This is a genomic window from Streptomyces sp. NPDC023723 (genome assembly GCF_040639815.1).
Taxonomy (GTDB): Bacteria; Actinomycetota; Actinomycetes; order Streptomycetales; family Streptomycetaceae; genus Streptomyces.
Genome location: NZ_JBFAAP010000019.1, coordinates 13,342 through 37,755, shown reverse-complemented (window position 1 = coordinate 37,755; position 24,414 = coordinate 13,342). Strand labels below are relative to the sequence as shown.

Genomic DNA, 24,414 nt, shown 5'->3' with positions numbered 1-24,414 from the left:
GACTACCCATCGGAAACCGTCATTCGACGTGTGGCTGTCGGCCAGCCCCCAAGGGAGGGCTGCCAGCGCTGGAGTTCCTCCCATGGTGGTGCATCCGGATCCGGCGCAGCAGGGTCCGGCGGCTCAGGGGCCGGTTCGTGCCCGGTTGTTTCCGCCCACTCCCGCTCTTCCTCCTGCCAATCGTCCGGCCAGTAAAACTCCACCGCGTCATTGACCTGTTGCTTATCCATATCCCGTTGGTCGTCCAGCACGAGCCAGTCCGGCTCATCAGTGGACTCACAGAGGTCGGTCTCATCGGCCGGCATGGGCGGGTACAGAAACTCGAACAGCCGCCGCATGTGGTCGGGCACGGTCGGAAGGCGCGACGCCTGCTCGGGACCTGCTTCGTTGGTCTCTGCCAGTAGACCGGCGAAGGCAAGCGCGAAATCCCCCTTCTTACTGGAACCCCGCCCTGCTGGGACGCCGGACTCCCCGTCCTTGCCCCTCCGAGCACTGCGGAACAGTTCGTAGACCGTCCGGGCCGTTACGAGCGGCTCGTGCAGGTCCACTTCGCGTAGGGCCGCCTCAATCAAGTCCTCGTTACCCTCGGTGATCGACGGCTCCAAGGTCGGATGGCTGACGAAGGCATCAACGACCGATGGATCGTGGTCAGAAAGCCAAGTCGGCTTCTTGCGCTCGTTGCTCTCGAACGGTAGGTCGCTGTCGACCAGGATCGCCAGCTTGGTACACAGTTCCTTACCCGGAGTCGCCAGGAGATGCGCCGGCCACTGCCCGACCTTCCATCCCATGTGGACAATGCTGAGCGCATCGATGAATGCCTGCTTGCGCGCGTCCTCTCCGGCCCAAGTCCTGCCGAACTCTCGAAGCACAGCGGCGTCGGTGACCCCCTCGACCAGGACGAGGCGGTCAGCGAAGAGGGCGGCAGACCGACTGGCGTCCAGATGGAGTCGTGTCTTCCGCAGTGTCACGTCGCGGTGCTTATCCGGCACAACATCGGCAACAGCACGACACACTCTCCCCTGCGCCGTCTGACGTACGACGACGAGTTCCTCGGGGGAGCATGACGTGATGACGTCCGTCGCATGGCTGGAGAGGATGACCTGCAGTTCCGGCCGCCTCTTGACAGTTCTGCGCAAGTACCGGACGAGAGCGTGCTGCAACTGCGGGTGAAGGTGCGCCTCAGGCTCCTCGATGACGACCGTCGCGTGCAAGGGCTTCGCACCGAAGAAGGAGTCCTCCTCCGACTCGGCATCAGCCTGTGCCTGTTCAAGGTTCCTGGTTGCCTGCTCGATCTGCTGAACATCCGTGAGGGGCGGCTGGTCACGAGCATTCTGGGGAAGTTCAGTCGAGTCCGGTATCGCCGCCAGGATCACGGCGATGTGCAACAGGTTGACGTATCCCAACCCGGACACTTCAAGCGGCCGAGCGAATCTGCGTCCCTCCATGACAGCGAGCATGACTTCCAGCACGCGAGCCAAGTAGGTGTCGTCAATAACCTGCCCACGTATGTACGACCACTGGCGACTCACCCCAGCCGACAAGTCCGTGAGGTACCCGCCGATCCTCTTCTCAACGGCGTCGATGATGCTCTCCTTGGCCAGTTCCTCAAGCAGCTGGGAGGCCCGCGCCCGGAGTCCCACAAGGTTCCGGGTGCCGTTCAGGCGCTGCTGTTCAGCACGGAGCAGCTCAACCAGGATCCGTGCCTCGCGGCGAGCCAGTTCGTCCAGAGGACTACGCAAGGCCGGCAGGTAGATCAGCTTGTACGGGTCCAGATCCAAGGACCTCCCATGCGTCATCTCAATCTTCGAGGTAACACCGCCGAGCCTGCGCCCCAGCGTGACACCCCAACTCTGAGCAACACTCCCAAGGCGCTGGTGGCTGACCTCATGCAACTGGCGTCCGAGACGGCCTTCCCCGTCGAGGCTATCGCCCAGCCGGTACTCCACCTTGATGGTGCGGGTGGACCTCTCGGGTGCAAGCGTGGCGGATCCGTACCTCGGCAGGACCGGGAAGCGAGAACCGGGATGAGCAAGGTAGAGCGCATCCGTGAGCGTCGTCTTCCCGACCCCGTTGGCTCCGATCAGCACACTGAAACGGCCCGGTAGATGGCAGACCATCTCACCGTCTACGCTCGCCCGAAACCCACTCACCACGATACGACTCAGGTGCATCATGCCCCCCATGAACAAGAAGTACGTGAAGTCATCATCACCCCCAGCACTGACAACACTGCTTCTCCTTTTGATCGCTTGCGGCCTGGGGGCGCCTGGGTTCGATCGAACGCCGGACGACTCCCCTTGCCCTCTTGAGGACTCCGACTGGAGAACGCTTCCCGAGCCCAGGCAGGGCAGAGGCGGTCGCGTACACCCCAATCGGTGACGAGAAGCGCAACGGCCTCCATGGTCGTCCAGGCCGGAAGCCAGCCGAGTTGCCAGGTGCGCGGTGGGTGTCGGTCATACCACCCTCGGGACGCCATTTCCGCGCCAAGCGGACTCGCTGCTACGTCTCGCGACGGCAAACGCATCAACCCGCTGAATGAACTGAGCCTCTTCCAACCTGGTGGGTAGTTGAACCGGCGCCCCGGTGGCGGGCATGAAGGAAGCTCCTGGTAGACGGGTTCACGACCAAGATCACCAGTCCGCCAGGAGCTCTCGTGCTTGTCTACCCGTCTGCCATCGATCTGTCCAGCCGCACCCTGCAGCGTCTCGCCGGTCTCCTCGCGGGGCACCGGCGGCGGATCGGCTCCCGCTGGCGCCGCCTCACCTGCGGCCGGCAGGCCCGGCTCGTCCTTGCGCACCTGCGCTGCGGTGACACCTATGCCCGACTGGCCGCGGATTTCCGCATCGGCATCGCGACGGTCTATCGCCACATCCGCGAGGCCGTCGACCTCCTGGCCGCGCTGGCTCCGACGCTGGAGCAGGCCAGGGACACGGCCCGCCGGAAGGCGTACGTGATCCTCGACGGCACGCTCCTGCCCATCGACCGCATCGCCGCCGACCGCCCGTACTACTCGGGAAAGAAGAAGCATCACGGCATGAACGTGCAGGTCCTCACCGACCCGGCCGGACGCCTGATCTGGGCCTCGGACGCACTGCCGGGAAACGGGAGCCACCCACGACCTGACCGCGGCCAGGGCCCACGACATCTCGGCCGCTCTGACCGCCCACAACATCAAGTGCTGGGCCGACAAGGCGTACCAGGGTGCGGGCCCCGCCATCCGCGTTTCGCTCCGCGGCAGGAGCCTGCGCGGCTGGCGCCGGAGTCACAACCGCGACCATGCCAAGATCCGCAGCCTCGGCGAACGCGCCATGGCGATCCTGAAGGGCTGGCGGCTCCTGTGCAAGCTCCGCTGCAGCACCACCCGGATCACCGCGATCACCCGAGCCGTCGTCGCCCTCGAACTCGCCAACTGATCAAGGTGGGAAACGCTCACTGATCCAAGAAAAGCGGAATGCGTGGAGCCAGCACCGCTTTCCAGACCTCTCTCAGTCCCGCACCACACGATGCCGAACATCAGGAAATGGGGAACCAGATCGAGAGGCGCTTGGCGATGGCCGGTACATCGACGTTGTCCTGCGCAACTTCCTCGACGAACGGGCCGGCGACGGAGGCGGGCGGCGGGACGGTGCCGGCGCTGACGCCGTTGAACCGGAGGAAGACGCGCATGGCGAGCCAGGCGGTGCGCTTGTTGCCGTCGATCAGCGCGTGATTGCGAGCGACGGAGTGCAGGAGTGCCGCCGCCTTCTCATGCAGCGTGAGATACAGCTCGGCCCCGAACACGTTGGTCCGGGGCCGCTCAATCGCCGACACCAGAAGGCCCATGTCGCGCACACTGTGCTCGGTGCCGTTGACCGTGCCGGCGATGGCCAGGATCTCGTCGATCTGGAGGTATCGCACGTCCATCACTTCAGGTAGTCCAGGATCTCCGCGTCGCTGTCCATCAGCTCGGCCAGGACGTCGTCAACCTTCAGCTCGGCCCGGTCCTGAGCGTCACGAATGGCCTCGATGGCGAGTTCCTGCTTACTACGGCCCTCTCGGCGAGCACGCTCGGTGAGCTTCGCGTCAAGGTCGTCGGGGAGCCGGAGTGTCATCGCCATACAGAGATGATACCAGGCCGATATCAGATGGTGCGGTCAGGCCGCGCTTCCGGCTCCGCGTAGCGCGGGCCCGGATGGCCGCTCGCACCGCTACCGGGGAGGTACAGCAGAGACGTCTGTTCCGAGCGTCGTCCGAGCGTCAAGAATTTTCGAGAGAGCCACTGAAGGCGTCGCCGCTGTAAGCGCGCCGCTCGCGTCTTCGCAGTTCAGAGAGCTTCTGAAGAGCGACCGTCCACTCGAACCGTTTCACTGAGTGAAACAGGTCGAGCACCACCGACCGCACCTGGACAGCACAAGAAAACCGCAGGTCAGAGCCCCTTTGTGGCAGGCTCAAGAATCGCCACGCATTCCATGTGCGACGTCATCGGTATGACGTCGGTCTGTGCCACTTTTGTAAAAACGCAGGTCAAAGCGATCTCATCGATTCTCGCCCCGTCTTGTCGGCGTCCAGAGCGTCAAACGAGCATCATGGTCGACAGCCTGCGCTGTCTCCTTGGCGACCACGCCGTAGTGCCCGGGCCATCGTGTGTTCGAACCGGTCGACGAGGAGACCGAGAAGACCGACCGGACTCCACCGGTGCCATCCGTCGATGTGCCCAAGCGTGTAGGTCGCCACACCGTCTGGTGAGTGCACCTCCCACGGCTCTCGGCAGTAACCGGACCGTGGCCTACACCAGGGATAGGCCCGAGGTCATACCCTTCTGGTCGGCACCAGGACCGTGTGACTCCTGCTCCGCTCGGCTTGTGCAACAACCGTGCAAGATGATCTTCGAGAGGGGGCATTTACACAGGCCAGAAGGCTTGTCCATGAGTTCCGGGACATCTGATCGGTGAGACCATGAGCGTTCGCACCGCGTGACGTACCGTCGTGCCGCCCCGTGACGTTGCGCCCGAGCAGAGCAGATGCGGCAGGTCGACCCGTGCCACCCGGTCCGAAGGCGTCCGGCGCACCGGCCGGCCACCGGGCAGGGCGGCTCGGGTGGCAGAAAGCCGTCGCACCGCCGCGCCGGGACGGTCGTGCTGTCAGGCGGTCCAGCGGAGCAGGGCCGTGCCCACGGTCATACCGCCACCGAAACCGGCCAGCATGACCAGCTCTCCGAGGCGCAGCAGGCCGGAGCGATGGGCGTCGTCGAGCGCCAGCGGTATGGATGCGGCACCGGTGTTCGCGTGATGTGTCACGGGCAGATGTGCCCGTGCCCGGGGCAGCCCCAGCGGTCCCAGCAGGTCCTGGAGCATCGCTCCATTGGCCTGGTGCGGGACGAAGTGGTCGACGTCCTGCGGCCGTACACCGAACGTGCGCAGCGATTCCCGCACCGCAGCCGGCAGTGCCCGCATGACGTAGTTTCTGACCTCCCGGCCGCGCATACGGAAGTAGTGGTCGCCGGCGGCCACGGTCTTCTCCGACGCGGGCAGTCTGCTGCCGCCCGCCGGTACGCCGATGAGGTCGTGGAACCGGCTGTCGGTGGCCAGCCCGGTGCCGAGCAGGCCACCGCCCTCGGCGACGGGGCCGAGGACGACGGCCCCGGCCCCGTCGCCGAACAACGGCGCGGTCCGCCGGTCCGCCGGGTCGACGATCCGCGAGTATGTCTCGGCACCGATGACCAGAGCACGTCCGCGCCGGCCGGCGGTGAGCAGAGCCCCCGTGTGCAGAGCCGCCACGAATCCGGCACAGACCGCGTTGACATCGAACGCCGCGGCGCGGAACGCTCCCAGCCGATGCTGCACCAGGGCGGCTGTGGCGGGCTGCGGATGGTCCGGTGTCGAGGTGGCGACGATGATCCAGTCCAGCTGCCCGGGGGCCGTGCCGGAGTTCTCCAACGCGCGCACGGCGGCCTCCGCGGCGAGGTCGGAGGTGGCCTCGTGAGCGGCGGCGTGGCGCCGCTCACGGATTCCGGTCCTGCGCTCGATCCACTCCGCGGTCACTCCGGCGGGCAGGGCGGCCGACTCGTTCGACACGACCCGCTCCGGCAGGAACGACCCCGTGCCCAGCACCCCGACGGGAGTGTGGACCGTCGAGTACCCGGTCACGGACACCCCACCCGGCCGGCCAGCCGGTCCACGACGGCCCGGCAGACCGCGGACTGGTGCTCCGACAGGTAGAAGTGGCCGCCCGGGAAGACCAGGAGGTCGAACGGGGCCTCGGTGTGGTCGCTCCAGTGGTGCAGTTCGGCGACCGGTACCCGTGGGTCGCAGGAGCCGGTGAAGGCATGGACCGGGCAGGTCAGCACCGGACCCGGCGTACAGGTGTAGGTTTCGGCGGCCGTGTAATCGGCGCGGATCGACGGCAGGATCATCCGCATCAGGTCCGGAGCGCCGAACATCGTCGATCCCGTCCCGTCCAGGGCCTTGAGGTCTTCGATGATTTCACTGTCCGACAGGCCGTGCAGTCCGTCGTCCAGGACCCGGTGGGGCGCCCGGCGTCCAGAGACGAACAGGGCGTCGGCGCTCCGGCCGGCCTCCTGGAGCCGACGGGCGACCTCGTATGCCAGTGTGGCGCCCATGCTGTGCCCGAACAGGGCGAACGGCCGGTCCGTGCACGGCAGAAGAGCCTCGGTGGCCCGGTCCGCCAGGACGCTCATGTCGTGGATGTTCTCCTCGGTGTGCCGGTCCTGGCGTCCGGGATACTGCACGGCCAGCACCTCGACCGGGAACGCCGGGTCCTGTCCGAGTTCCTTGGAAAAGGGGAAGAAGAAGCTCGCCGAACCTCCGGCGTGCGGGAAGCAGATCAGGCGGAACTCCGCGTCGTTCACCGGGTGAAATCGACGCGCCCACTTTCCGCTGTCCACCGTACCTCCGCCCACGGGTCACCCTCTCTCACTTCGCTCGGCCGCGGGCCGTACACGCGACCCGTTTTCTCAAGGATGTGAGAGAGGCGAGAGCCGGACAACCCCTAGACGCCCCCCTAGAAAGATGGAGTCCCGTCCTGGGGTGTTTGTCCTCCGGGGTGCGGGATTACCTTTCCAGCAGCGGCACACGTGTGCCGCTGAAGCATTTCACTTCCGAAGGGAAACCAGTGGAAGAAATCATCGGGGCCATTCTTTCCGGCGGAGCGGACCGCCGGGACTTCGAGGCGCTCCGACTTCCGGAGAAGTACCGAGGTGTCGTCGTCCAAAAAGAGAACGTCGGCATGTTCGACGGCATGCGCACAGCGGACAAAGACCCCCGGAAGTCACTGTCCGTCCAGGACGTTCCTGTGCCCGAGGTCGGCCCGGGTGAGGCACTGGTCGCCGTCATGGCCTCCTCGGTCAACTACAACACCGTGTGGTCAGCCGTCTTCGAACCACTGCCGACCTTCGTGTTCCTGGAGCGCTACGGCCGCACCAACGAACTGGCCGCACGTCATGACCTGCCGTACCACGTCCTCGGCTCCGACCTCGCGGGCGTGGTCCTGCGCACCGGCCCGGGTGTCAGCGCCTGGCGACCCGGTGACGAGGTCGTGGCGCACTGCCTGTCGGTGGAACTGGAGTCCAGCGACGGCCACAACGACACCATGCTCGATCCGGAGCAGCGGATCTGGGGCTTCGAGACCAACTTCGGCGGTCTCGCCGAGCTGGCCCTGGTCAAGTCCAACCAGCTCATGCCCAAGCCCGGCCACCTGAGCTGGGAGGAGGCCGCCGCGCCGGGCCTGGTGAATTCCACCGCCTACCGGCAGCTGGTCTCCCGCAACGGCGCCGGGATGAAGCAGGGCGACAACGTCCTGGTCTGGGGCGCGAGCGGCGGACTCGGCTCGTATGCCACGCAGTTGGCCCTGGCCGGCGGCGCCAACCCCATCTGCGTCGTGTCCAGCCCGGAGAAGGCGGACATCTGCCGTTCGATGGGCGCCGAGAACGTCATCGACCGCCGCGCCGAGGGATTCCGGTTCTGGCAGGACGAGCGGACCCAGGACCCGAGGGAGTGGAAGCGCTTCGGGAAACGCATCCGGGAACTCACCGGCGGGGAGGACATCGACATCGTCTTCGAGCACCCCGGCCGGGAGACCTTCGGCGCCTCCGTTTTCGTCACCCGCAAGGGCGGCACCATCACCACCTGTGCCTCGACCTCCGGCTACCTGCACGAGTACGACAACCGCTACCTGTGGATGTCCCTGAAGCGCATCATCGGCTCGCACTTCGCCAACTACCGCGAGGCCTGGGAGGCCAACCGGCTCGTCGCGAAGGGCAGGATCCACCCGACGCTCTCGAGGGTCTACTCCCTCGACGACACCGGGCAGGCCGCCCACGACGTGCACCGCAACCGTCATCAGGGCAAGGTCGGCGTGCTGTGTCTGGCTCCCGAGGAAGGTCTCGGCGTACGCAACCAGGAGATGCGCGCCAAGCACATCGACGCCATCAACCGCTTCCGGACGTCCTCGTACTGAGACCCGAAAGCCAATCCGCAAGGAAGGAAGACGCACGTGGTACACGAGCCGTTCGTGGTGGGCATCGTGGGGCTGGGAGCACTGGGTGAACCCTTGCTGCGCATGCTGTGCGCAGCCGGGCACCATGTGGTCGGGGTCGAGCCGGAGGTCGGTGTACTGGCCCGGGTCGACCAGCGGACGAAGGCGGCGGACGCGGCCCGCAGTGCCGACGGGGACTTTACGCTCACCCTCACCAACGACACCGCGGCACTGTGCCGGGCCGACCTGGTGATCGAGACCGTCACCGAGGACCTCCGGACGAAAACGGAAGTACTGCGCCGCCTGGACAGCGTCTGCTCCGACCACACCGTCCTGGTCAGCACGACCGCGTCGCTCTCGCTCACCCACCTCGCGATCGCGTCGGGACGGCCGAGCCGGACCCTCGGACTGCGGCTTCTCGCTCCGCCGGCACCGGAGTCCGCTGCGGAACCCGTGCGGCTCGCGATGAGCGACGACGACGCCGTCGAGGCGCTGCACCGGCTGCTGCGGACCACGGGGCTGCGTTCCGTCGCCCTCGGGCCGGTGCCGTCCCGGGACGCGACCGCACTGGTGTACGCCTTCCTCAACCGGGCCGTGGCCCTGTGCGCCGACGGGTACATCGGCCATGAGGACCTCGACACTGCCCTGCGCCTGGGCTGCGGACTGCCCCTCGGACCGCTGGAGATGCTGGACGGACTCGGCGTGGACAGGGTGCACTCGGCGCTGCTGGAGCTGTGGCGCCAGACCGACGACGACGCCTTCCGCCCCTCCCCGCTGCTCACCTCCATGGTCCGGGACGGCGCGCTCGGCCGGAAGACCGGCCGGGGGATCCACCGGTACGACGACCTGGGCAACCGGCTGCCCTCGGCACAGCCGGTGGAGACCGACGGTGGCGCGGAGGGTGTCCGGACCGTCGGTGTCGTCGGCTCCGGCACCATGGCCCGGGGCATAGCGCAGGTCGTGGCGGCAGCCGGGCTGCGCACGGTCGTCGTGACCCGCACGCAGCGGAAGGCGGTCGATGTCCGGGCGGCGGTGGACGCCTCGCTCACCAGCGCCGTGCGCCGCGGCGTCCTCACCGTCGAGCAACGGCGAACGGCGCTGGACCTCCTCGACATCACCGATGCCCACCCCGCGCTCTCCGGCTGCGACCTGGTCATCGAGGCGACCGCGGAGGATCCGGACGTCAAGCACGCCGTCTTCGAGCGGCTCGGTGCGGTCTGCCGCCCTGGGGCGGTCCTGGCGACCACCACGTCCAGTCTCTCGGTCGGCGCGTGCGCGGTCGCCTCCGGCCGTCCGGAAGCCGTGCTGGGGCTGCACTTCTTCAATCCGGCACCGACGATGCGGCTGGTCGAGGTGGTCCGGACCGCGGACACCCGCCCGGATGTCGTGGCGCTGGGACACGCGTTGTGCCGGCGCCTGGGCAAGACCCCGGTAGAGTGCGACGACCGGACCGGCTTCATCGTCAACCGCCTGCTGTTCCCCTATCTTGCGGATGCCGTCCGGCTCCTGGAACGCCATGATGTGGACATCGAGGAGACGGACCACGCGGTCCGACAGGGCTTCGGGTTCCCCATGGGCCCGTTCGCGCTGCTCGACACCATCGGGCTGGACGTCTCCCTCGCCATCCTTCGCAGTCTGCACCAGGCGTTCCCGGAACCGGACATGAAGCCCCCGATGCTGCTGGAGCAGTTGGTCGCGCAGGGGTGTCTGGGGCGGAAGAGCAGCCACGGCTTCCACCGGACCCCCCGACGCCGACGGCTGTGACCCAGCCGACCCACGGCGCTCGTGGTCGGGGGGGGCGGGGACGAAGCTCACAAGCCGTCGAACCCTGGTGCGGACACCAGTGCGTCGGCCATAGCGACGACGTACCGGCGCATGGCGCCGGGCTCCACGTCGGCAGTGCCCATGATCAGCCGCGTCATCTGCGGGAACGCCAGCGGCCACACCGCCACGGCGATGAGGGCCACGAAGACCGCCGCCGCCCGTTCGTCGAAGCGGTGCCCACGGCTCTCGGCCACAGCGGCCACCTTCACCGTGTAGTGGGCGGCACGCACCTTGTCGTCGGGCAGCGGCCGGTCGCGGTAGTACAGGGCCTCCCACATCATGAGCCGGGTCAGCTCGGGGTCGGCCAGATGGAAGTCGTAGATGCGTCCCGCGTACTCGCCCAGGTCACCGTCGGGGACGCCCACCCGCCCCGCGTGGTCGCCGAGGGCCTCCGCGATCACCTCCGTGAACAGGCGCTCCTTGCTGCCGAAGTAACCGTAGATGCGTTCCTTGTTGACTCCGGCCTGGCGCGCGATGCGCTCGACGCGGGCGCCGCTCATGCCGGACTCGGCGAACTCGGCGCGCGCCGCGACCAGCAGGCGAGCCCGCGTCTCCTCCGAACGACTGCTGGTTCTCATGACCGGTGATGTTACACGGCGTGAACCAACCAGTTGGTTGGTTCCATGAATCCGAGACGCGAGGAAAGCCCGGGACCCACTCGGTGATGCCGAGAATGAGCCGGTGGAGCGGCCGAACCGCCGCTAAAGGGTCACCTAAACACGTCGGCCTTCACCTTGCTTGCCAACCAGTCGGTTGGCTACGGTTCTGACTCATGCAGACGAGCGCGATCGATGTATGGGTAACCGGCCTTGGCGCCATGACGCCGGTGGGCATGGGCGCCTCCGACACCTGGGATGCCCTGCTGGCCGGCGAGAACGGCATCACGGCCCTGGACGCCGACTGGGCGCAGCCCCTGCCCGTGCGCATCGCCGCGACCCTGCCCCGCGATCCCGCCGAGATGATGGAGCGGACCGAGGCCCGCCGGCTCGACCGCTGCGAACAGATGGCCCTGGTGACCGCCCGGCAGACCTGGGAGGACGCCGGCAAGCCGGACGTCGACCCGGAGCGGCTGGCAGTCGCCATCGGCACCGGCATCGGCGGGGTGACCTCGCTGATCGGCCAGAACCGCGTCCTGGAGACCACCGGCCCGCGCCGGGTCTCCCCGCACACGGTGCCGATGCTCATGGCCAACGGACCGGCGGCCTGGGTCAGCATGGAACTGGGCGCTCTCGCCGGAGCCCACTCGCCGGTCAGCGCCTGCGCCTCGGGCGCCGAGGCGATCGCGCTCGGCCTCGACCTCATCCGGTCCGGCCGCGCGGACATGGTGGTCGCCGGCGGTGTCGAGGCGAGCATCCACCCGCTGCCGCTCACCGCCTTCGCCAGGATGCTCGCGCTCTCCGCGGACAACGACGACCCGTCTCACGCCTGCCGACCGTTCGACCGCAGCCGCAACGGCTTCGTCCTGGGCGAGGGGGCCGCACTGTTCGTCCTCGAACGGGCCGCCCACGCTCGCGCGCGGGGGGTCACCAGCCCGCACGGCAGGCTGCTCGGTGCCGGGATCAGCTCCAGCGCCGTACACATCACAGCCTCGGACGTACCTGGTCAGGTCCGGGCGATGCGACAGTCACTCCGGGACGCGGATGTCGACCCGGCGTCTGTCGGGCATGTCCACGCGCACGCCACCTCGACCCCGCAGGGCGACGTGGCCGAGGCCGAGGCCATCGCCACCGCGATCGGCACCCACCCCGTGGTGACGTCCACCAAGTCGATGACCGGGCACCTGCTCGGCGCGTCCGGAGCGCTCGGCGCCCTGTCCGCTGTGCTGGCACTGCGCGACGGGGCGGTGCCCCCCACCCGCAATCTGCACGACCTGGACCCGGCGGTCCCGTTGGACGTCGTCCACGGCGAGGCACGCACCGGCCGTTGGGACAGCGCTGTGGCCAACTCGTTCGGCTTCGGAGGCCACAACGTCTCCCTGGTCCTCGGGCGGCCCTAGAGGGCCTGTCGAGGACCGCCCGGCTCGCACCCTCGCGCGTCCGGCCGGTTGTCCGGGGGGACTTTCAGGAATTCCGTGAAGCGGCGGTCGACGATGCCCGCCGCTCATGGAGACATGAAAGGAAACAGAGGGAACACGATGACGCCATCCACCGGTGATTCCATCGGAGACTGTCCGGGCGACGCCGCCGCAAGCGCGTGTCCGATTGCACTCGACCAAGCCTTCTACACCGACCCGCACCCCACCTACCGCGTCATCAAGCAGGACGGCAACACACCCACCGAGATCGTCCTCAAGACCGGCATGGCCTACCTTCCGCCGGGGCTGCGTGCCTGGCTCGTCACTTCCTATGCGGACGTCGAATTCGTCTTGCGCGACGAGCGGTTCCGCAAGGACATCTCGGAGGCCATGCCGCTTTTCTCCGCTCGTTCCGGGCAGAGCCGCAGCGAAGGCCGGGCCCGCTCGTCGCTGCTTTATGACAACATGGCCAACAACGACCCGCCGAAACACACTCGGCTGCGCAGACCGCTGAATGCCAATTTCACCGCGCGCGCCGTTTCCGGCAAGCGGCAGGACATCTGGCGGGTCGCGACCGAGACTCTCGACGCGGTGGCCGGCCAGGAGACCTTCGACCTCGTCCGCGACTACGCCTTCCCCTTCTCCATCGCGGTCATCTGCGACACCCTGGGAGTGCCCCGCCAGGACCGGCGGAGCTTCGACTCCTGGGTGCAGAGCATCACCGGCGACGCGGCCCCGGACGTCCTGCAACAGGACGTCGAACTGATGACGGCTTATCTGCGCGATCTCATCAAGCGGAAGCGGGCCGGTACCGACGAGGACGTCCTCACCCATCTGGCACGTTCGCTGGAGCCGGCGGAGGCGGTCGCCCAGGCCTACGCCCTGCTGGCCGCGGGCTACGAGACCACGGCGAACCTCATCGTCACCGGCGTCCTCACCTTGAAGGACAACCCGGAACAGAAACGACGGTTGTGGGCCGACCCCTCGCTCGCCCCCCGAGCGGTCGAGGAGATGCTCCGCCATCAGTCTCCGTTCAACCTCTCGCTCTACCGGTACACCACCGAGGACGTCGAGGTCGGCGGCGTCAAGATCCCCGCGCATTCCATCCTGTTCCTCTCGTTCGCGGCGGCCAACCGGGACGATGCCCGCTTCCCCGATCCGGACACCTTCGACATCGCGCGAGCGCGTCAGGAGCACCTCGCCTTCGGCGGGGGCATCCACAACTGCATCGGCAAGCACCTGGCCAGGACGGAGGCGGAGATCGCCTTCGAGGCCCTCGCCCGCCGGTGCCCCGACCTCTCGGTCCGCACCCCCCTCGACCGGTTCGACTGGAAGGCCAGCCCGACCTTTCGCGGACTGCGCAGTCTCGTGGTCGGGCCGGGTCCCGCGGCCTCCGCCGCGGTGTGACGCGACTCCCCCCTCAGGACGGAACCCCCATTCATGACGCCTCTTGCCCTCGTCGGCATGTCCTGTCGCGTGCCCGGAGCGGAGAACCCGACCGAATTCTGGGCGAATCTCCTGTCCTCGACGTCGAGCGTCCGCCGCGCTCCCAAAGAGCGGTGGGTCTTCGCGCCGGCCACGACCGCCCCTGCCCCTGTCTCCTTCGGCGGCTTCCTGAAGGACCCCGACCTGTTCGACGCCTCCTTCTTCGGTATCTCGCAGCGGGAGGCCGCCCATCTCGATCCACAGCAACGACTGGTGCTGGAACTCGCCTGGGAGGCCGTCGAGGACGCCGCGCTGTGCGCCGGGCGGCTCCGGGGACGGCGTTGGGGAGTCTTCGTCGGAGCCGGATCCGACGACTTCCGGCTGCGCTATCTGAACTCCGGACAACTAGACCGGTTCGGCCACACCGGCACCGCCGGATGCATGCTCGCCAACCGCGTCTCCCACCACTTCGGGCTGCGCGGCCCGAGCGAAGTGATCGACACCGGTCAGTCGTCCTCCCTCGCGGCAATCCACCGGGCCATGGGCGCCGTCCAGCTCGGTGAGTGCGAGGCCGCGGTGGTGGCGGGTGTCGCGGTCAACCTGCTCGGCGAGGTGACCGAACAGATCCGGCTGTGGGGCGGACTATCCGCCGACGGCCGCTGCCACACCTTCGACGAGCGGGCCGACGGTTACGTCCGCGGCGAGGGCGGCGCCTGCGTCGTACTGAAGCCACTGGACGCCGCGCTGCGCGACGGTGACCACGTCTACTGCGTGGTGCGCGGATCGGCCACCACCAATGACGGGGACCGCGGCGCGCTCGGCGAGCCGTCCACCCAGGCCCAGTGCGAAGTGCTGCGGGCGGCGCACCGGGCCGCGGGGGTCACCGCGGCGGACGTGTCCTACATCGAACTGCACGGCACCGGGACGCCCGTGGGCGATCCCGTCGAGGCCGCGGCGATCGGCGAGGCGGTGGGCCGCGCGCGTGCTGCGGGCAGCCCCGTACGGGTCGGCTCCGTGAAGACGAACATCGGGCACCTCGAATCGGCGGCCGGCGTCGCGGGGCTGGTGAAGGCCGCTCTGGTGCTGCACCACGGGCGGGTGCCGCCCAGCCTCAACTTCAGCCGGAACAACCCGGACATCGACCTGGAAGCCGCGAACATCCGCGTCGTCACCCGGACCGAGCAGGGCGGATTCAGCGCCCGGGACGCGGTCGGAGTCAGCTCGTTCGGTATGGGCGGCACCCATGTCCACGTGGTGCTGGGACCGGCTCCCGCCGCGGTCCGGGGCGGCGGCGCGGAGGCGTCCCGCACCCAGGTGCCCTGGTGTCTGTCCGCCCGCTCCCCCGAGGCCCTGCGGGAGTTCGCCCGGACGCTGCTCGGACACCCCTTCGACACGGACGCGTACACGGTCGCCGACGTCGGCCGGGCGCTGAACGGCCGTACGCAGTGGGAGCATCGGGCCGTCGTCGTCGGCGCCGACTGGGACGAGATGCGCCACGGTCTCGAAAAGGTCGTCGCCGGTCACCACTTCACCGTCCCGCCCGAGCGACCGGACACCGACCCGGCGGTACGCGATGCCGTCGTCCGAGCTGCTGCCGCATACGCACACAGCGGCGACATCGAGGCCGTACGACGGCTGTCACCCGCGCTGCGGACGCGCCCGGCACCCCTGATGCCGACGTACCCCTTCCGGCGGGAACCGTTCCGGCTGCCCGAGCCGGCCTCGCGGGCGGCCGCGCCGGCACCTTCCGGCCCGGATCACGCGTCGTTCGTCAGCCGTTGGCGGGCGGCGCGCGGCGGCGCGGAGCGGTCCTGGATCGTGCGCGAGCTCCTGGAAGGGGAACTCGCGGCGGTGTACGGCGGGACGATCCCCGACTTCGATCCCGCGGCGTCCTTCTCCGACAACGCCATCGACTCGATGAGCCTGCTGGAGTTCCTCGACCGGCTCAACACGGCGACGGACTCGAACCTGTCGGAGGTGGCTCTCTTCGACCATCCCACGATCAACGAACTGGCCGAGTACGTGAACAAGGAGATGGAGGCATCGCATGGCTGAGCGGGACGCGGAGCGGGACGACATAGCCGTCATCGGAATGGCCTGCCGCTACCCCGGCGGTGTTCGCGGTCCCGAGGACCTGTGGACCCTCGTCAGTGAGGGGCGGGACGGCGTCGGCGACTTCCCGGCCGACCGTGCCTGGCACACCGAGGACCTGTACGACCCCGGATACGTCAGACAGGGCGGGTTCCTCGACGAGGCCGCCCTGTTCGACGCGGAGTTCTTCGGTATCCGGCCCGCCGAGGCCAAGGCCATGGACCCGCAGCAGCGTGTGTTGCTGGAAGTCGCGTGGGAAGCGATCGAACGGGCCGGCATCGTGCCGTCGCGCCTGAAGGGCACGCAGACGGGCGTCTTCGTCGGTGTCATGCCCAACGAGTACGGCATGCCCCTGTGGAAGTGGCAAGGCGAGACGGCCGGCTTCATGGGCTCCGGGACGTCGCCCAGCGTGGCATCGGGCCGCATCTCCTACCTCCTGGGCCTCGAGGGGCCCGCCCTCACCATCGACACGGCGTGCTCCTCGTCGGGTGTCGCCATCCACACCGCCGTCCGGTCGTTGCGCAGCGGCGAGACGACGCTGGCGCTCGCGGGCGGCTGCACTGTCCTGACCGGGCCGGGCATGTTCGTCGACTACGCCAGGAAGCAGGCGCTGTCGCCCGACGCGCGGTGCCGTACCTTCTCCGACGCGGCCAACGGCACGGTGTGGGCGGAGGGGGCTGGTGTACTCGTGCTGGAACGGCTGTCCACGGCCCGCCGGACCGGCCGCCGCATACTTGGGGTGATCAAGGGCACCGCCGTCAACCAGGACGGCGCTAGCAACGGGCTCACCGCGCCGAACGGCCGAGCTCAGGTCAAGGTGATCAACCAGGCTCTGGCCGACGCGGGCCTGTCCCCCGACGACATCCAGTTGGTGGAGGCCCACGGCACGGCGACCAAGCTGGGTGACCCGATCGAGGTCAACGCGATCCACTCCACCTACGGTGAGGGCGAGCGGGACGCGCCGGTCTGGCTCGGATCGCTCAAGTCGAACATCGGCCACTCGATGGCCGCCGCCGGCGTGGGCGGTGTCATCAAGTGCCTCACCGCCATGCGAGCGGGGCAGATGCCCCGGACCATGCATGTCGACGGACCGCTGAACTCGCACGTCGACTGGGCGGGCACCGTGCGGGTGCTGCGCGAGAACCGGGCCTGGCCGGTCCGGGACGGGGTACGCCGGTGCGCGGTGTCCTCCTTCGGGGTGAGCGGGACGAACTCGCACGTCGTCCTGGAGAGCTGGGAAGAGCCGGAACCCGAACCGTCGGTACCGCAGGAGCCCGGCCGCACCCTGCTCAAGCTGTCCGCTAAGAAGCCGGCCGCCCTGCTGGCCCGCGCCGAGGCACTCATCGGCACCCTGGAGTCCGGAACCGACCCGCTGGCCGCGGTCGCACGGTCCCTCATGTTCGAGAAGGAGGACTACGACTGCCGGGCCGTGGTCGGCGGCGACGACCGGGCCGAACTGCTCACCGCCCTGCGCTCCTTCGTGGCCGATCCCGCCGAAGCGCCGGTCGTCCACGGCGAGGCGCGCCGGATCAGGCGCCCCGTCTTCGTCTTCCCGGGTCAGGGCGGGCAGTGGCCGGACATGGCACGCGCCCTGATGGAGGAGTCGGAGGTGTTTCGGAACGCGGCACAGGAGTGTGCCGTCGCCTTCAAGCCCTACCTCGACTTCGACATCGTGGCCGCTCTGTCCGGTGCCGACCCCGAGGTCGATCCGGACCGTACCGACGTCGTCCAGCCGCTGCTGTTCACCATGATGGTGGCACTGGCCGCCGTATGGCGGTCGCTGGGCGTGGAACCCGCCGCGGTGGTCGGGCACTCCCAGGGCGAGGTGGCCGCCGCCTGCGTCTCGGGCGCACTCGCCCTGGACGACGCCGCGGCGGTCGTGGCCTGTCGCAGCCGGCTCCTGGAGGACAAGGGCCGGGGCGGCATGGCCGCCATCGCCGTCTCGACGGACGAGGCGACCGGCCTCATCGCGACGGCGGACGCGGACCTCGTAATCGCCGCGGTCAACGGACCGTCCTTCGTGGTGGTGTCCGGCGTCGACGAACCCGGCATGGATCGGTTGCTCGCGCTCTGTGACGACAACGGTGTCTTCGCGCGCAGGGTGCCCACGAAGTGCGCCTCCCACTCGTCGGCCGTCGAGGAGCTGCGCGAGGACATCCTGGCCGGCCTGAGCGGCGTCACTCCGGTGCCGTCCGGCCTGCCCCTGTTCTCCACCGTCGACGCGCGTGCGCTGAGCGGCGCGGAGCTGGACGCCGACTACTGGTACCGGAACCTGCGGGGTCAGGTGCGGTTCGCGGAGACGATCGAGGAGATGGTCGTGCACGGCTATGACGCCTTCGTGGAGGTCAGTCCCCATCCGGTCCTGGTGAACTCCGTCGAAACGATTCTGCACGCGGTGGGCAGCGACGCCCCCGTCAACGCGACCCTGAAGCGCGACCAGGGCACGGTCGAGCGCCTTCGGGAGGCCGCCGCGGAGGCGTACGTCCAGGGCCACGCCGTGGACTGGTACGCCCTCGGGCTCGGCGGCGCGACCGACCGGGCCGTGCCCGCCGAACTGCCGACCTACCCGTTCCAGCGGGAGCGTTTCTGGCTGACCGAGGAACTGGCGAGCGTCACCGCCCCGGCCGCCACCGGCGCCGCCGAGGCCGTCGGCCCCCGGCCGGGCACGGTCGTGAACGGCGGCCATCCCTGGCTGACCGGCGTCGTCGAGACCGTCGACGGCACCGTTCTCGTCCATGGGCGTCTCTCGCTGCGCTCCCACCCGTGGCTGATGGACCACCGGGTGGGCGACACGGCGCTCCTGCCGGGTACCGCGTTCCTGGAACTGCTGCTGTCGGCCGGCCGAGAGCTGGGCTGTGCGGGTCTGGACGAGATGGTTCTGAGCGATCCCCTGTTTATCCCGTTGGACGGCGCCGCCGTCGACCTCCAGATCTCCGTCGGCTGGGCCGACGCCCAGGGAGCCCGCCCGGTCGCCGTCTTCTCCCGCACGCAGGGCGCGGAGTCCTGGCAGCGGCACGCGGAGGGGCTGCTCCCCTCGCCCGCCCGCCGCCGCTCGCCGACCGTTCCCGAGCACCTGCCGACCGGAGCCCGCGCCGCCGCACTGCCGCCCGAGGCCATGTACGAACGGCTGCGGGCGATGGGGTACGGCTACGGAGCGGCGTTCCAGGGCGTACGGGACGCCCACCACCACGCTGAACAGGTCCGCTCCCGGGTCGCCCTGCCACCCGCCGCCCTGGTCAATCACCGCGGCTTCGCCGTCCACCCCGCACTGGCCGACGCCGCCCTGCACGCGGCCGTGGCCTGCGGTCTCCTCGACGACCCCGGAGCCGGGCAGGTCGCGGTGCCGTTCGTCTTCAACGGCGTGCGCACGGTCAGGCACACGGACGTCGACGAGGTGTACGCAGTCGCGCGGCGCGTCGGCCCCGAGGCGATGTCCCTCGTCCTCACCGATGGTGCCGGCACCCCCCTGATGTCCGTCGAGCGGATCGTCGTACGAGGGCTCCAGCAGCTACCGGACGCCGGCCTCGACGCCGCGGCGCTGTACGAGATCCGGTGGGAACCCGTCACCGAAGGCGCCGACGCGGACTGCCGGTTGTGCGTCGTGGGCGGAGACGACGGCGGCCTCGCGCGCTTCCTGCGCGACGCCAACCGGGGCGGCATCTCGGTCGCCACCCTGGACGAGGCGGTCACCGTCGTGCGCGGGATCCCCGGGGAGTGGCAGGTGGTGGTGGCGTGCGCGGGCACCGACGACGGCACGGCCGCCCGTGTGCACGCGGCGGCGGCCCGCACCCTCGATGTGGTACAGACCTGGCTGCGCGCCGACGACCTGGAGGGGCGGGTCCGGCTGACGTTCGTCACCCAGCAGGCGACCGCCGTGCCCGGCGACACCTCGCACGCGCTGGACGACAGTGCCGTGTGGGGCATGGTGCGGTCGGCCCAGACGGAACACCCCGGACAGTTCCGCATCATCGATGTCGGCGCGGCGGCCCAGCGCGACACCGACACCGTCCTCACCGCGCTGCGGCGCGCCGAGCCCCAACTCGCCGTGCGCGGCGGACGCGTTCTGCTGCCACAGTTCACGCCGTACGTCTCCGCCGGCGCGGGCCTTCCCGACCTCGGGGAAGGAGCGGTGGTGATCACCGGCGGCACCGGAACCCTCGGCCGGATGATCGCGCGGCACCTGGCCGACCGGTGGGGCGCACGGGCGCTCGCCCTGGTGAGCAGGAGCGGTGAACAAGCCCCCGGAGTCGCCGAGTTCCGCGCCGAATTGCTCGCGCGGGGGGTCTCGGTCCAGGTGCTCGCCGCCGATGTCGCCGACGCCGAGGACCTGCGCCGGGCCCTGGCCGAGGTGCGAGCGCGGCGACCGCTGGTGGGCGTGGTGCACGCCGCCGGTCTGCTCGACGACTCGATCGTCGCCAACATGACACCGGAGAAACTCCACAAGGTGCTGCGCAGCAAGGTCGACTCGGCGCTGCACCTGGACGCCGCCACCAGCGGCGACGAGCTGCGCTTCGTCATGCTGTTCTCGTCGCTCTACGGCCTCCTCGGCGGTCCCGGACAGGCCAACTACGCGGGTGCCAACACCTTCCTCGACCAGTTCGCCGCTCGACGGCGAGCACAGGGCCGGCCCGTCCACGCCGTCGCCTGGGGGCTGTGGGCCGAGGCGACCGGGATGACCGGGCACCTCGACGACGGCGATCTGCTGCGGTTGCGCCGCAACGGAGTGGCTCCGTTCCCGGTCGCCGAGGGTCTTGAGCTCTTCGACCGGTCCTTCGGCGGTGACGTGCCCGCGCTGGCCGGAGCCCGTCTCGTCCTGCCCGAGCCGATGGACGGCACGGCCGTACCCTTCCTGCTGACCGGCCTCGCCCGGCAGCGCGGCCGGGCCGTCGACACGGCCGGCGAGCGGGTGCCCAGGCCGGCACCCCCGCAGCGGAGCCCGGCCGTCGAACAGTCGGTCGAAGCCCGTGCCGCCAGTGCGGACACCACCGGTCTCATCGCTCTCCTCACCTCGCCGGACACCTCGGCCGACCGGCGCGTCGCCGCGCTGCTCGGGCAGGTCAAGGAGAGTGTGGCCGGGCTGCTGGGCAACAAGCCGGCCCGGGTGGACGCCCAGAAGTCCTTCTACGAGATGGGCTTCGACTCCCTGACCTCCATGGAGCTGCGCGGCAGGCTCAGCCGCCTGCTGGACGTGCGGCTCGGCGCGACCGTGGTCTTCGACCACCCCACCCCGGAGGCCCTGGCCGACCACATCGCCGAACTGTTCGCGGACGGTGAGGCGGGCGGTCGCTCCACGGAGGTCACGGTGGCCGAACCCGCGCCCGAGCCCGTGGTCGAGCCCGTGGTCGAGCCCGTGGTCGAGCCCGTGGCCGCTCGCCCGGACTCCGAGCCGTTCCCGCTGACCAAGCTGCAGGAGGCCTACCTCGTCGGCCGCAGGGGACACTTCGAACTCGGCAACGTGCCCACCGTCCTCTACATCGAGGTCGACCTCACGGGCTTCGACGTCCACGGGGCCGAGCGGGCGCTGAGACGCCTCGTCGCACGGCACGAGATGCTGCGGGCCGTCTTCGACCGGGCCGGCACCCAACGGGTACTGGGCGAGGTTCCCGACTACCGCATCGCCGTGGAGGATCTGACCCTGCTGGACGACGCCCAGCGCACGGCGCGGCTCGCGCAGATCCACGAAGAGCTGCGGGTGCACTCCTTCGACACCACCCGCTGGCCGTTGTTCCTGGTCCGTGCGACCCGGATCGACGGGCAGCGCACGCGCCTGCACGTCGCCATCGACGTACTGATCTCCGACGGCGGCAGCAGCACCCTGCTCTTCGACGAATGGGCTCGCCTCCACCGGGACCCGGACCTGGAACTCGGCGCGGTGAACGGCTCGTTCGAGGCGTTTGTCCGCAAACTCACCGCCCACCAGGCATCCGGCGCGATCGAGCCCGGCAGAACCTACTGGCAAGGGCGCCTGGCCTCGCTCCCACCCGCCCCCCAGCTGCCGCTGGCGCTACCGCTCGGTGACGTGCGCTCGCCGGTCTTCGGCAACCGGCGCATCCGGATCGACCAGCACCGCTGGTCCCGTTTCCAACACAACGCGGGGGCCGCCGGCATCACACCGTCGAGCGCGATCCTGGCGGCGTACTGCCAGGTCCTGGCGCGCTGGTCGAAGTCGCCGCACTTCACTGTCACCGTCCTGGTGTCGCACCGGTCGGGCCTCACCGGCCAGGACATGTCCGGGGTGGTGGGCAACTTCTCGTCCACCAGCCTGCTGGAGGCGCACATCGAAGAGACGGCCTCCTTCCGGGAGGTCGCGGCCGCTCTCCAGCGGCAGCTGATGCACGACCTGGAACACGTGGGCTACACCGGACTCGACGTCCTGCGCGATCTGAGCCGCCTCGACCAGGAGGCGGGCCGCGCCCGGATGCCCGTCGTCTTCAACAGCACGCTCGGCGGCACCCCCGTCCAGGGCGCCGGGGCGGTCGGTCCGGTCGGCGCCCTGTGCCGGCTCGGCGAGTCCGGGACACCGGTGTGGAGCGGCGTGCGCACACCGCAGGTCATCCTCGACCACCAGGTCTTCGAGGAGGAGGGCAACCTGATCCTCAACTGGGACGTCGTCGAGGAGGTCTTCCCCGACGGCGTCATCGACGCCATGCTCACCGCCTACGAAGGGCTGATCGATGAACTCTGTCACTGATTCGGCCTGGCACCGGCCCGCCTGGTCGCACGACCTCCCCGCCGAGCCTGCCGTCGCGCACCCGGCCCCGGGCGCTCTCCTGCACGACGGCTTCCTGACGCAGGCGGTCGCGACCCCCGAGGCGACGGCCGTCGTCAGCGCGGAACGGTCCCTCACCTACCGGGAGCTGGACGCCGAATCGGGTGCCGTGGCCAGGGCGCTGACCACCGGTGGCGCGGGCCCGGACACGCTGGTGGGCGTGGTCATGGAGAAGGGCTGGGAGCAGATCGTCGCCTGTCTCGGAGTACTGCGCAGCGGGGCCGCCTATGTCCCGCTCGACCCGCGCTGGCCCTCCGAACGGCTGCGCGGGGTCCTGGAGTCGGCCGCTGTCGGCCAGGTCCTCGTCCAGCCGGGGCTGAGCGACCATGCCGGTCTGCCCGGCACGGTGTCCGTCACGGTGGTCGGACGTCCGGCCCCGGGCACGGTCCCGGACCCGGCCGAGACCCGCGGGAGGGCCACGTCGGGCGATCTGGCGTACGTCATCTACACCTCCGGATCGACCGGCGTCCCCAAGGGCGTGATGATCGAACACGGCTCCGCTCTCAACACGGTGCTCGACGTCAACGAGGAGTTGTCCCTCACCGCGGACGACCGGGTGCTGGCACTGTCGGCGCTCAACTTCGACCTGTCCGTGTACGACATCTTCGGCCCGCTGTCGGTCGGCGGCGCCGTCGTGATCCCCGCTCCCGAGGACCAGCGGGAGCCCGGCGACTGGCTGCGGCTGGCGGCGGGGGCCGACGTCACCGTGTGGAACAGCGTGCCCGCCCTGATGTCCATGCTGTGCGAGCACGTGGCGGCAGCGCCGAAGCCGCCGGACCTGCCTCCGTTGCGCGCCGTTCTGCTGAGCGGCGACTGGATTCCGGTGTCCCTTCCCGCCGACGTGCGGCGCTTGTTCCCCGAAGCCGTGCTGTGGGGCCTGGGTGGGGCGACGGAGGCTTCCATCTGGTCCATCCGGCACCGCGTCGTCCCCTCCGACGAAACGCTCGCGTCGATCCCGTACGGAGTGTCGATGCGCAATCAGCGGGTGTTCGTCGCGGACGGTGCCATGCGGCCCCGGCCCTGCTGGGTGCCCGGCGAGATCTATATCGCCGGTGCCGGGCTCGCCCGCGGCTACCTGGGCGACGAGGAGCGCACGGCGCGGAGTTTCCGTCTCGAGGGCACGACGGGAGCCCGTCTGTACCGGACCGGCGACTGGGGGCGGTTGCTGCCCGACGGCGAGATCGAGTTCCTCGGCCGCGAGGATATGCAGGTCAAGATCGGCGGTCATCGGATCGAACTGGGTGAGGTGGAGTCGGCGCTGCTGGGCTGCCCCGGTGTGCGGATGGCGGTGGCGAGTGTCAACGGCGACCGGGGCCGGACCCGGCTGGCGGCCCACCTGGTGCTCGAACCGGGCAGTCGGCGGACCGGTGCGGAAGTGCGCCGCCTGCTGGCTGACCGGCTCCCCGGATACATGATTCCCACGGTCGTCTCGGTGCGCGACGAGCTGCCCCTGACGCCGAACGGCAAGGTGGACCGCAAGGCCCTGGCGGAGTTGCCCGGCGGTCTCGCGCCGCTGCCGGTCGAACCGCCGGCGGACGCCGAGGAGCAGGTGCTGCTGGCGGTCTGGAGCGAGTTCTTCGCACTGCCCGGACTGTCCGTGACGGACAACTTCTTCGAGCTGGGTGGTGATTCGCTCAAAGCGGTGCGGCTGGCCGCGGCGCTGCGCCGTGCGACCGGAGTCGAGGTTCCGGTCTCCGCGCTCTTCCGGTCGCCCACCGTCAGGTCGCTGGCTCCCCTCCTGACGCGGCTGCGTCAGGCCACGGCCTCCGCCGGCTGAGGACCGCGGCGTCCACCGGACAGTCCGCGGGCACGTCTCGCG

Annotated in this window: 13 protein-coding genes and 1 pseudogene; 8 read left to right on the top strand and 6 right to left on the bottom strand. The window is 69.6% G+C overall.

Going from position 1 to position 24,414, the window contains the following annotated elements; translation table 11 throughout:
* Positions 1–2 precede the first annotated feature (2 nt).
* Positions 3–2,087 carry an AAA family ATPase gene (locus AB0G32_RS20855; RefSeq protein ID WP_361164991.1) on the bottom strand — a complete coding sequence of 695 codons (2,085 nt, stop codon included), beginning with the start codon at positions 2,085–2,087 and terminating at the stop codon, positions 3–5.
* 566 nt (positions 2,088–2,653) lie between these two features.
* Between AB0G32_RS20855 and AB0G32_RS20850 the strand changes: the two are divergent.
* A pseudogene (locus AB0G32_RS20850) lies at positions 2,654–3,413 on the top strand (transposase family protein).
* 100 nt (positions 3,414–3,513) lie between these two features.
* On the opposite strand, the gene AB0G32_RS20845 reads toward AB0G32_RS20850, so the two are convergent.
* The 4 genes from AB0G32_RS20845 to AB0G32_RS20830 all read right to left on the bottom strand — a co-directional run bounded on the left by AB0G32_RS20845 (position 3,514) and on the right by AB0G32_RS20830 (position 6,883).
* Entirely contained in the window at positions 3,514–3,906 is a 393-nt protein-coding gene (locus tag AB0G32_RS20845; protein WP_361164988.1) for a type II toxin-antitoxin system death-on-curing family toxin, read from the bottom strand.
* Entirely contained in the window at positions 3,903–4,097 is a 195-nt protein-coding gene (locus tag AB0G32_RS20840) for a ribbon-helix-helix protein, CopG family (protein ID WP_007445201.1), read from the bottom strand. Before AB0G32_RS20840 ends, AB0G32_RS20845 begins: the two co-directional genes overlap by 4 nt.
* 1,023 nt (positions 4,098–5,120) lie before the next feature.
* Positions 5,121–6,125, bottom strand: coding sequence for a beta-ketoacyl-ACP synthase 3 (locus tag AB0G32_RS20835; RefSeq protein WP_361164985.1), 1,005 nt, complete (start codon positions 6,123–6,125; stop codon positions 5,121–5,123).
* The gene (locus AB0G32_RS20830; RefSeq protein ID WP_361164982.1) at positions 6,122–6,883 is read right to left on the bottom strand and encodes an alpha/beta fold hydrolase; all 762 of its coding nucleotides are present in this window, start codon (positions 6,881–6,883) and stop codon (positions 6,122–6,124) included. Before AB0G32_RS20830 ends, AB0G32_RS20835 begins: the two co-directional genes overlap by 4 nt.
* Positions 6,884–7,110: 227 nt before the next feature.
* Here AB0G32_RS20830 and ccrA point away from each other — a divergent pair, with 227 nt between their 5' ends.
* Both ccrA and AB0G32_RS20820 read left to right on the top strand, forming a co-directional pair.
* A complete protein-coding gene (ccrA, locus tag AB0G32_RS20825) occupies positions 7,111–8,454 on the top strand; it encodes a crotonyl-CoA carboxylase/reductase (protein ID WP_361164979.1) in 1,344 nt (447 codons plus the stop codon).
* Positions 8,455–8,490: 36 nt separating this feature from the next.
* A complete protein-coding gene (locus tag AB0G32_RS20820) occupies positions 8,491–10,236 on the top strand; it encodes a 3-hydroxyacyl-CoA dehydrogenase family protein (RefSeq protein WP_361164976.1) in 1,746 nt (581 codons plus the stop codon).
* A 47-nt stretch (positions 10,237–10,283) separates the two neighbouring features.
* On the opposite strand, the gene AB0G32_RS20815 is transcribed toward AB0G32_RS20820, so the two are convergent.
* On the bottom strand, positions 10,284–10,874 hold the full coding sequence (locus AB0G32_RS20815) for a TetR family transcriptional regulator (RefSeq protein WP_361164974.1): 591 nt from the start codon (positions 10,872–10,874) through the stop codon (positions 10,284–10,286).
* Positions 10,875–11,068: 194 nt separating this feature from the next.
* Here AB0G32_RS20815 and AB0G32_RS20810 point away from each other — a divergent pair, with 194 nt between their 5' ends.
* The 5 genes from AB0G32_RS20810 to AB0G32_RS20790 all read left to right on the top strand — a co-directional run bounded on the left by AB0G32_RS20810 (position 11,069) and on the right by AB0G32_RS20790 (position 24,372).
* Positions 11,069–12,292 carry a beta-ketoacyl-[acyl-carrier-protein] synthase family protein gene (locus AB0G32_RS20810; RefSeq protein ID WP_361164971.1) on the top strand — a complete coding sequence of 408 codons (1,224 nt, stop codon included), beginning with the start codon at positions 11,069–11,071 and terminating at the stop codon, positions 12,290–12,292.
* A gap of 138 nt (positions 12,293–12,430) precedes the next feature.
* Complete coding sequence (locus AB0G32_RS20805; RefSeq protein ID WP_361164968.1) at positions 12,431–13,717, top strand: cytochrome P450; 1,287 nt, start codon at positions 12,431–12,433, stop codon at positions 13,715–13,717.
* A gap of 33 nt (positions 13,718–13,750) precedes the next feature.
* Positions 13,751–15,790: a beta-ketoacyl synthase N-terminal-like domain-containing protein gene (locus tag AB0G32_RS20800; RefSeq protein WP_361164965.1), complete on the top strand. Its 2,040-nt coding sequence runs from the start codon at positions 13,751–13,753 to the stop codon at positions 15,788–15,790.
* A complete protein-coding gene (locus AB0G32_RS20795; RefSeq protein ID WP_361164962.1) occupies positions 15,783–22,517 on the top strand; it encodes an SDR family NAD(P)-dependent oxidoreductase in 6,735 nt (2,244 codons plus the stop codon). Before AB0G32_RS20800 ends, AB0G32_RS20795 begins: the two co-directional genes overlap by 8 nt.
* Positions 22,501–24,372, top strand: a complete 1,872-nt coding sequence (locus tag AB0G32_RS20790) for an amino acid adenylation domain-containing protein (RefSeq protein WP_361164959.1) — start codon at positions 22,501–22,503, stop codon at positions 24,370–24,372. The genes AB0G32_RS20795 and AB0G32_RS20790 overlap by 17 nt, the downstream gene beginning before the upstream one ends.
* The last annotated feature ends 42 nt before the right edge of the window (positions 24,373–24,414 follow it).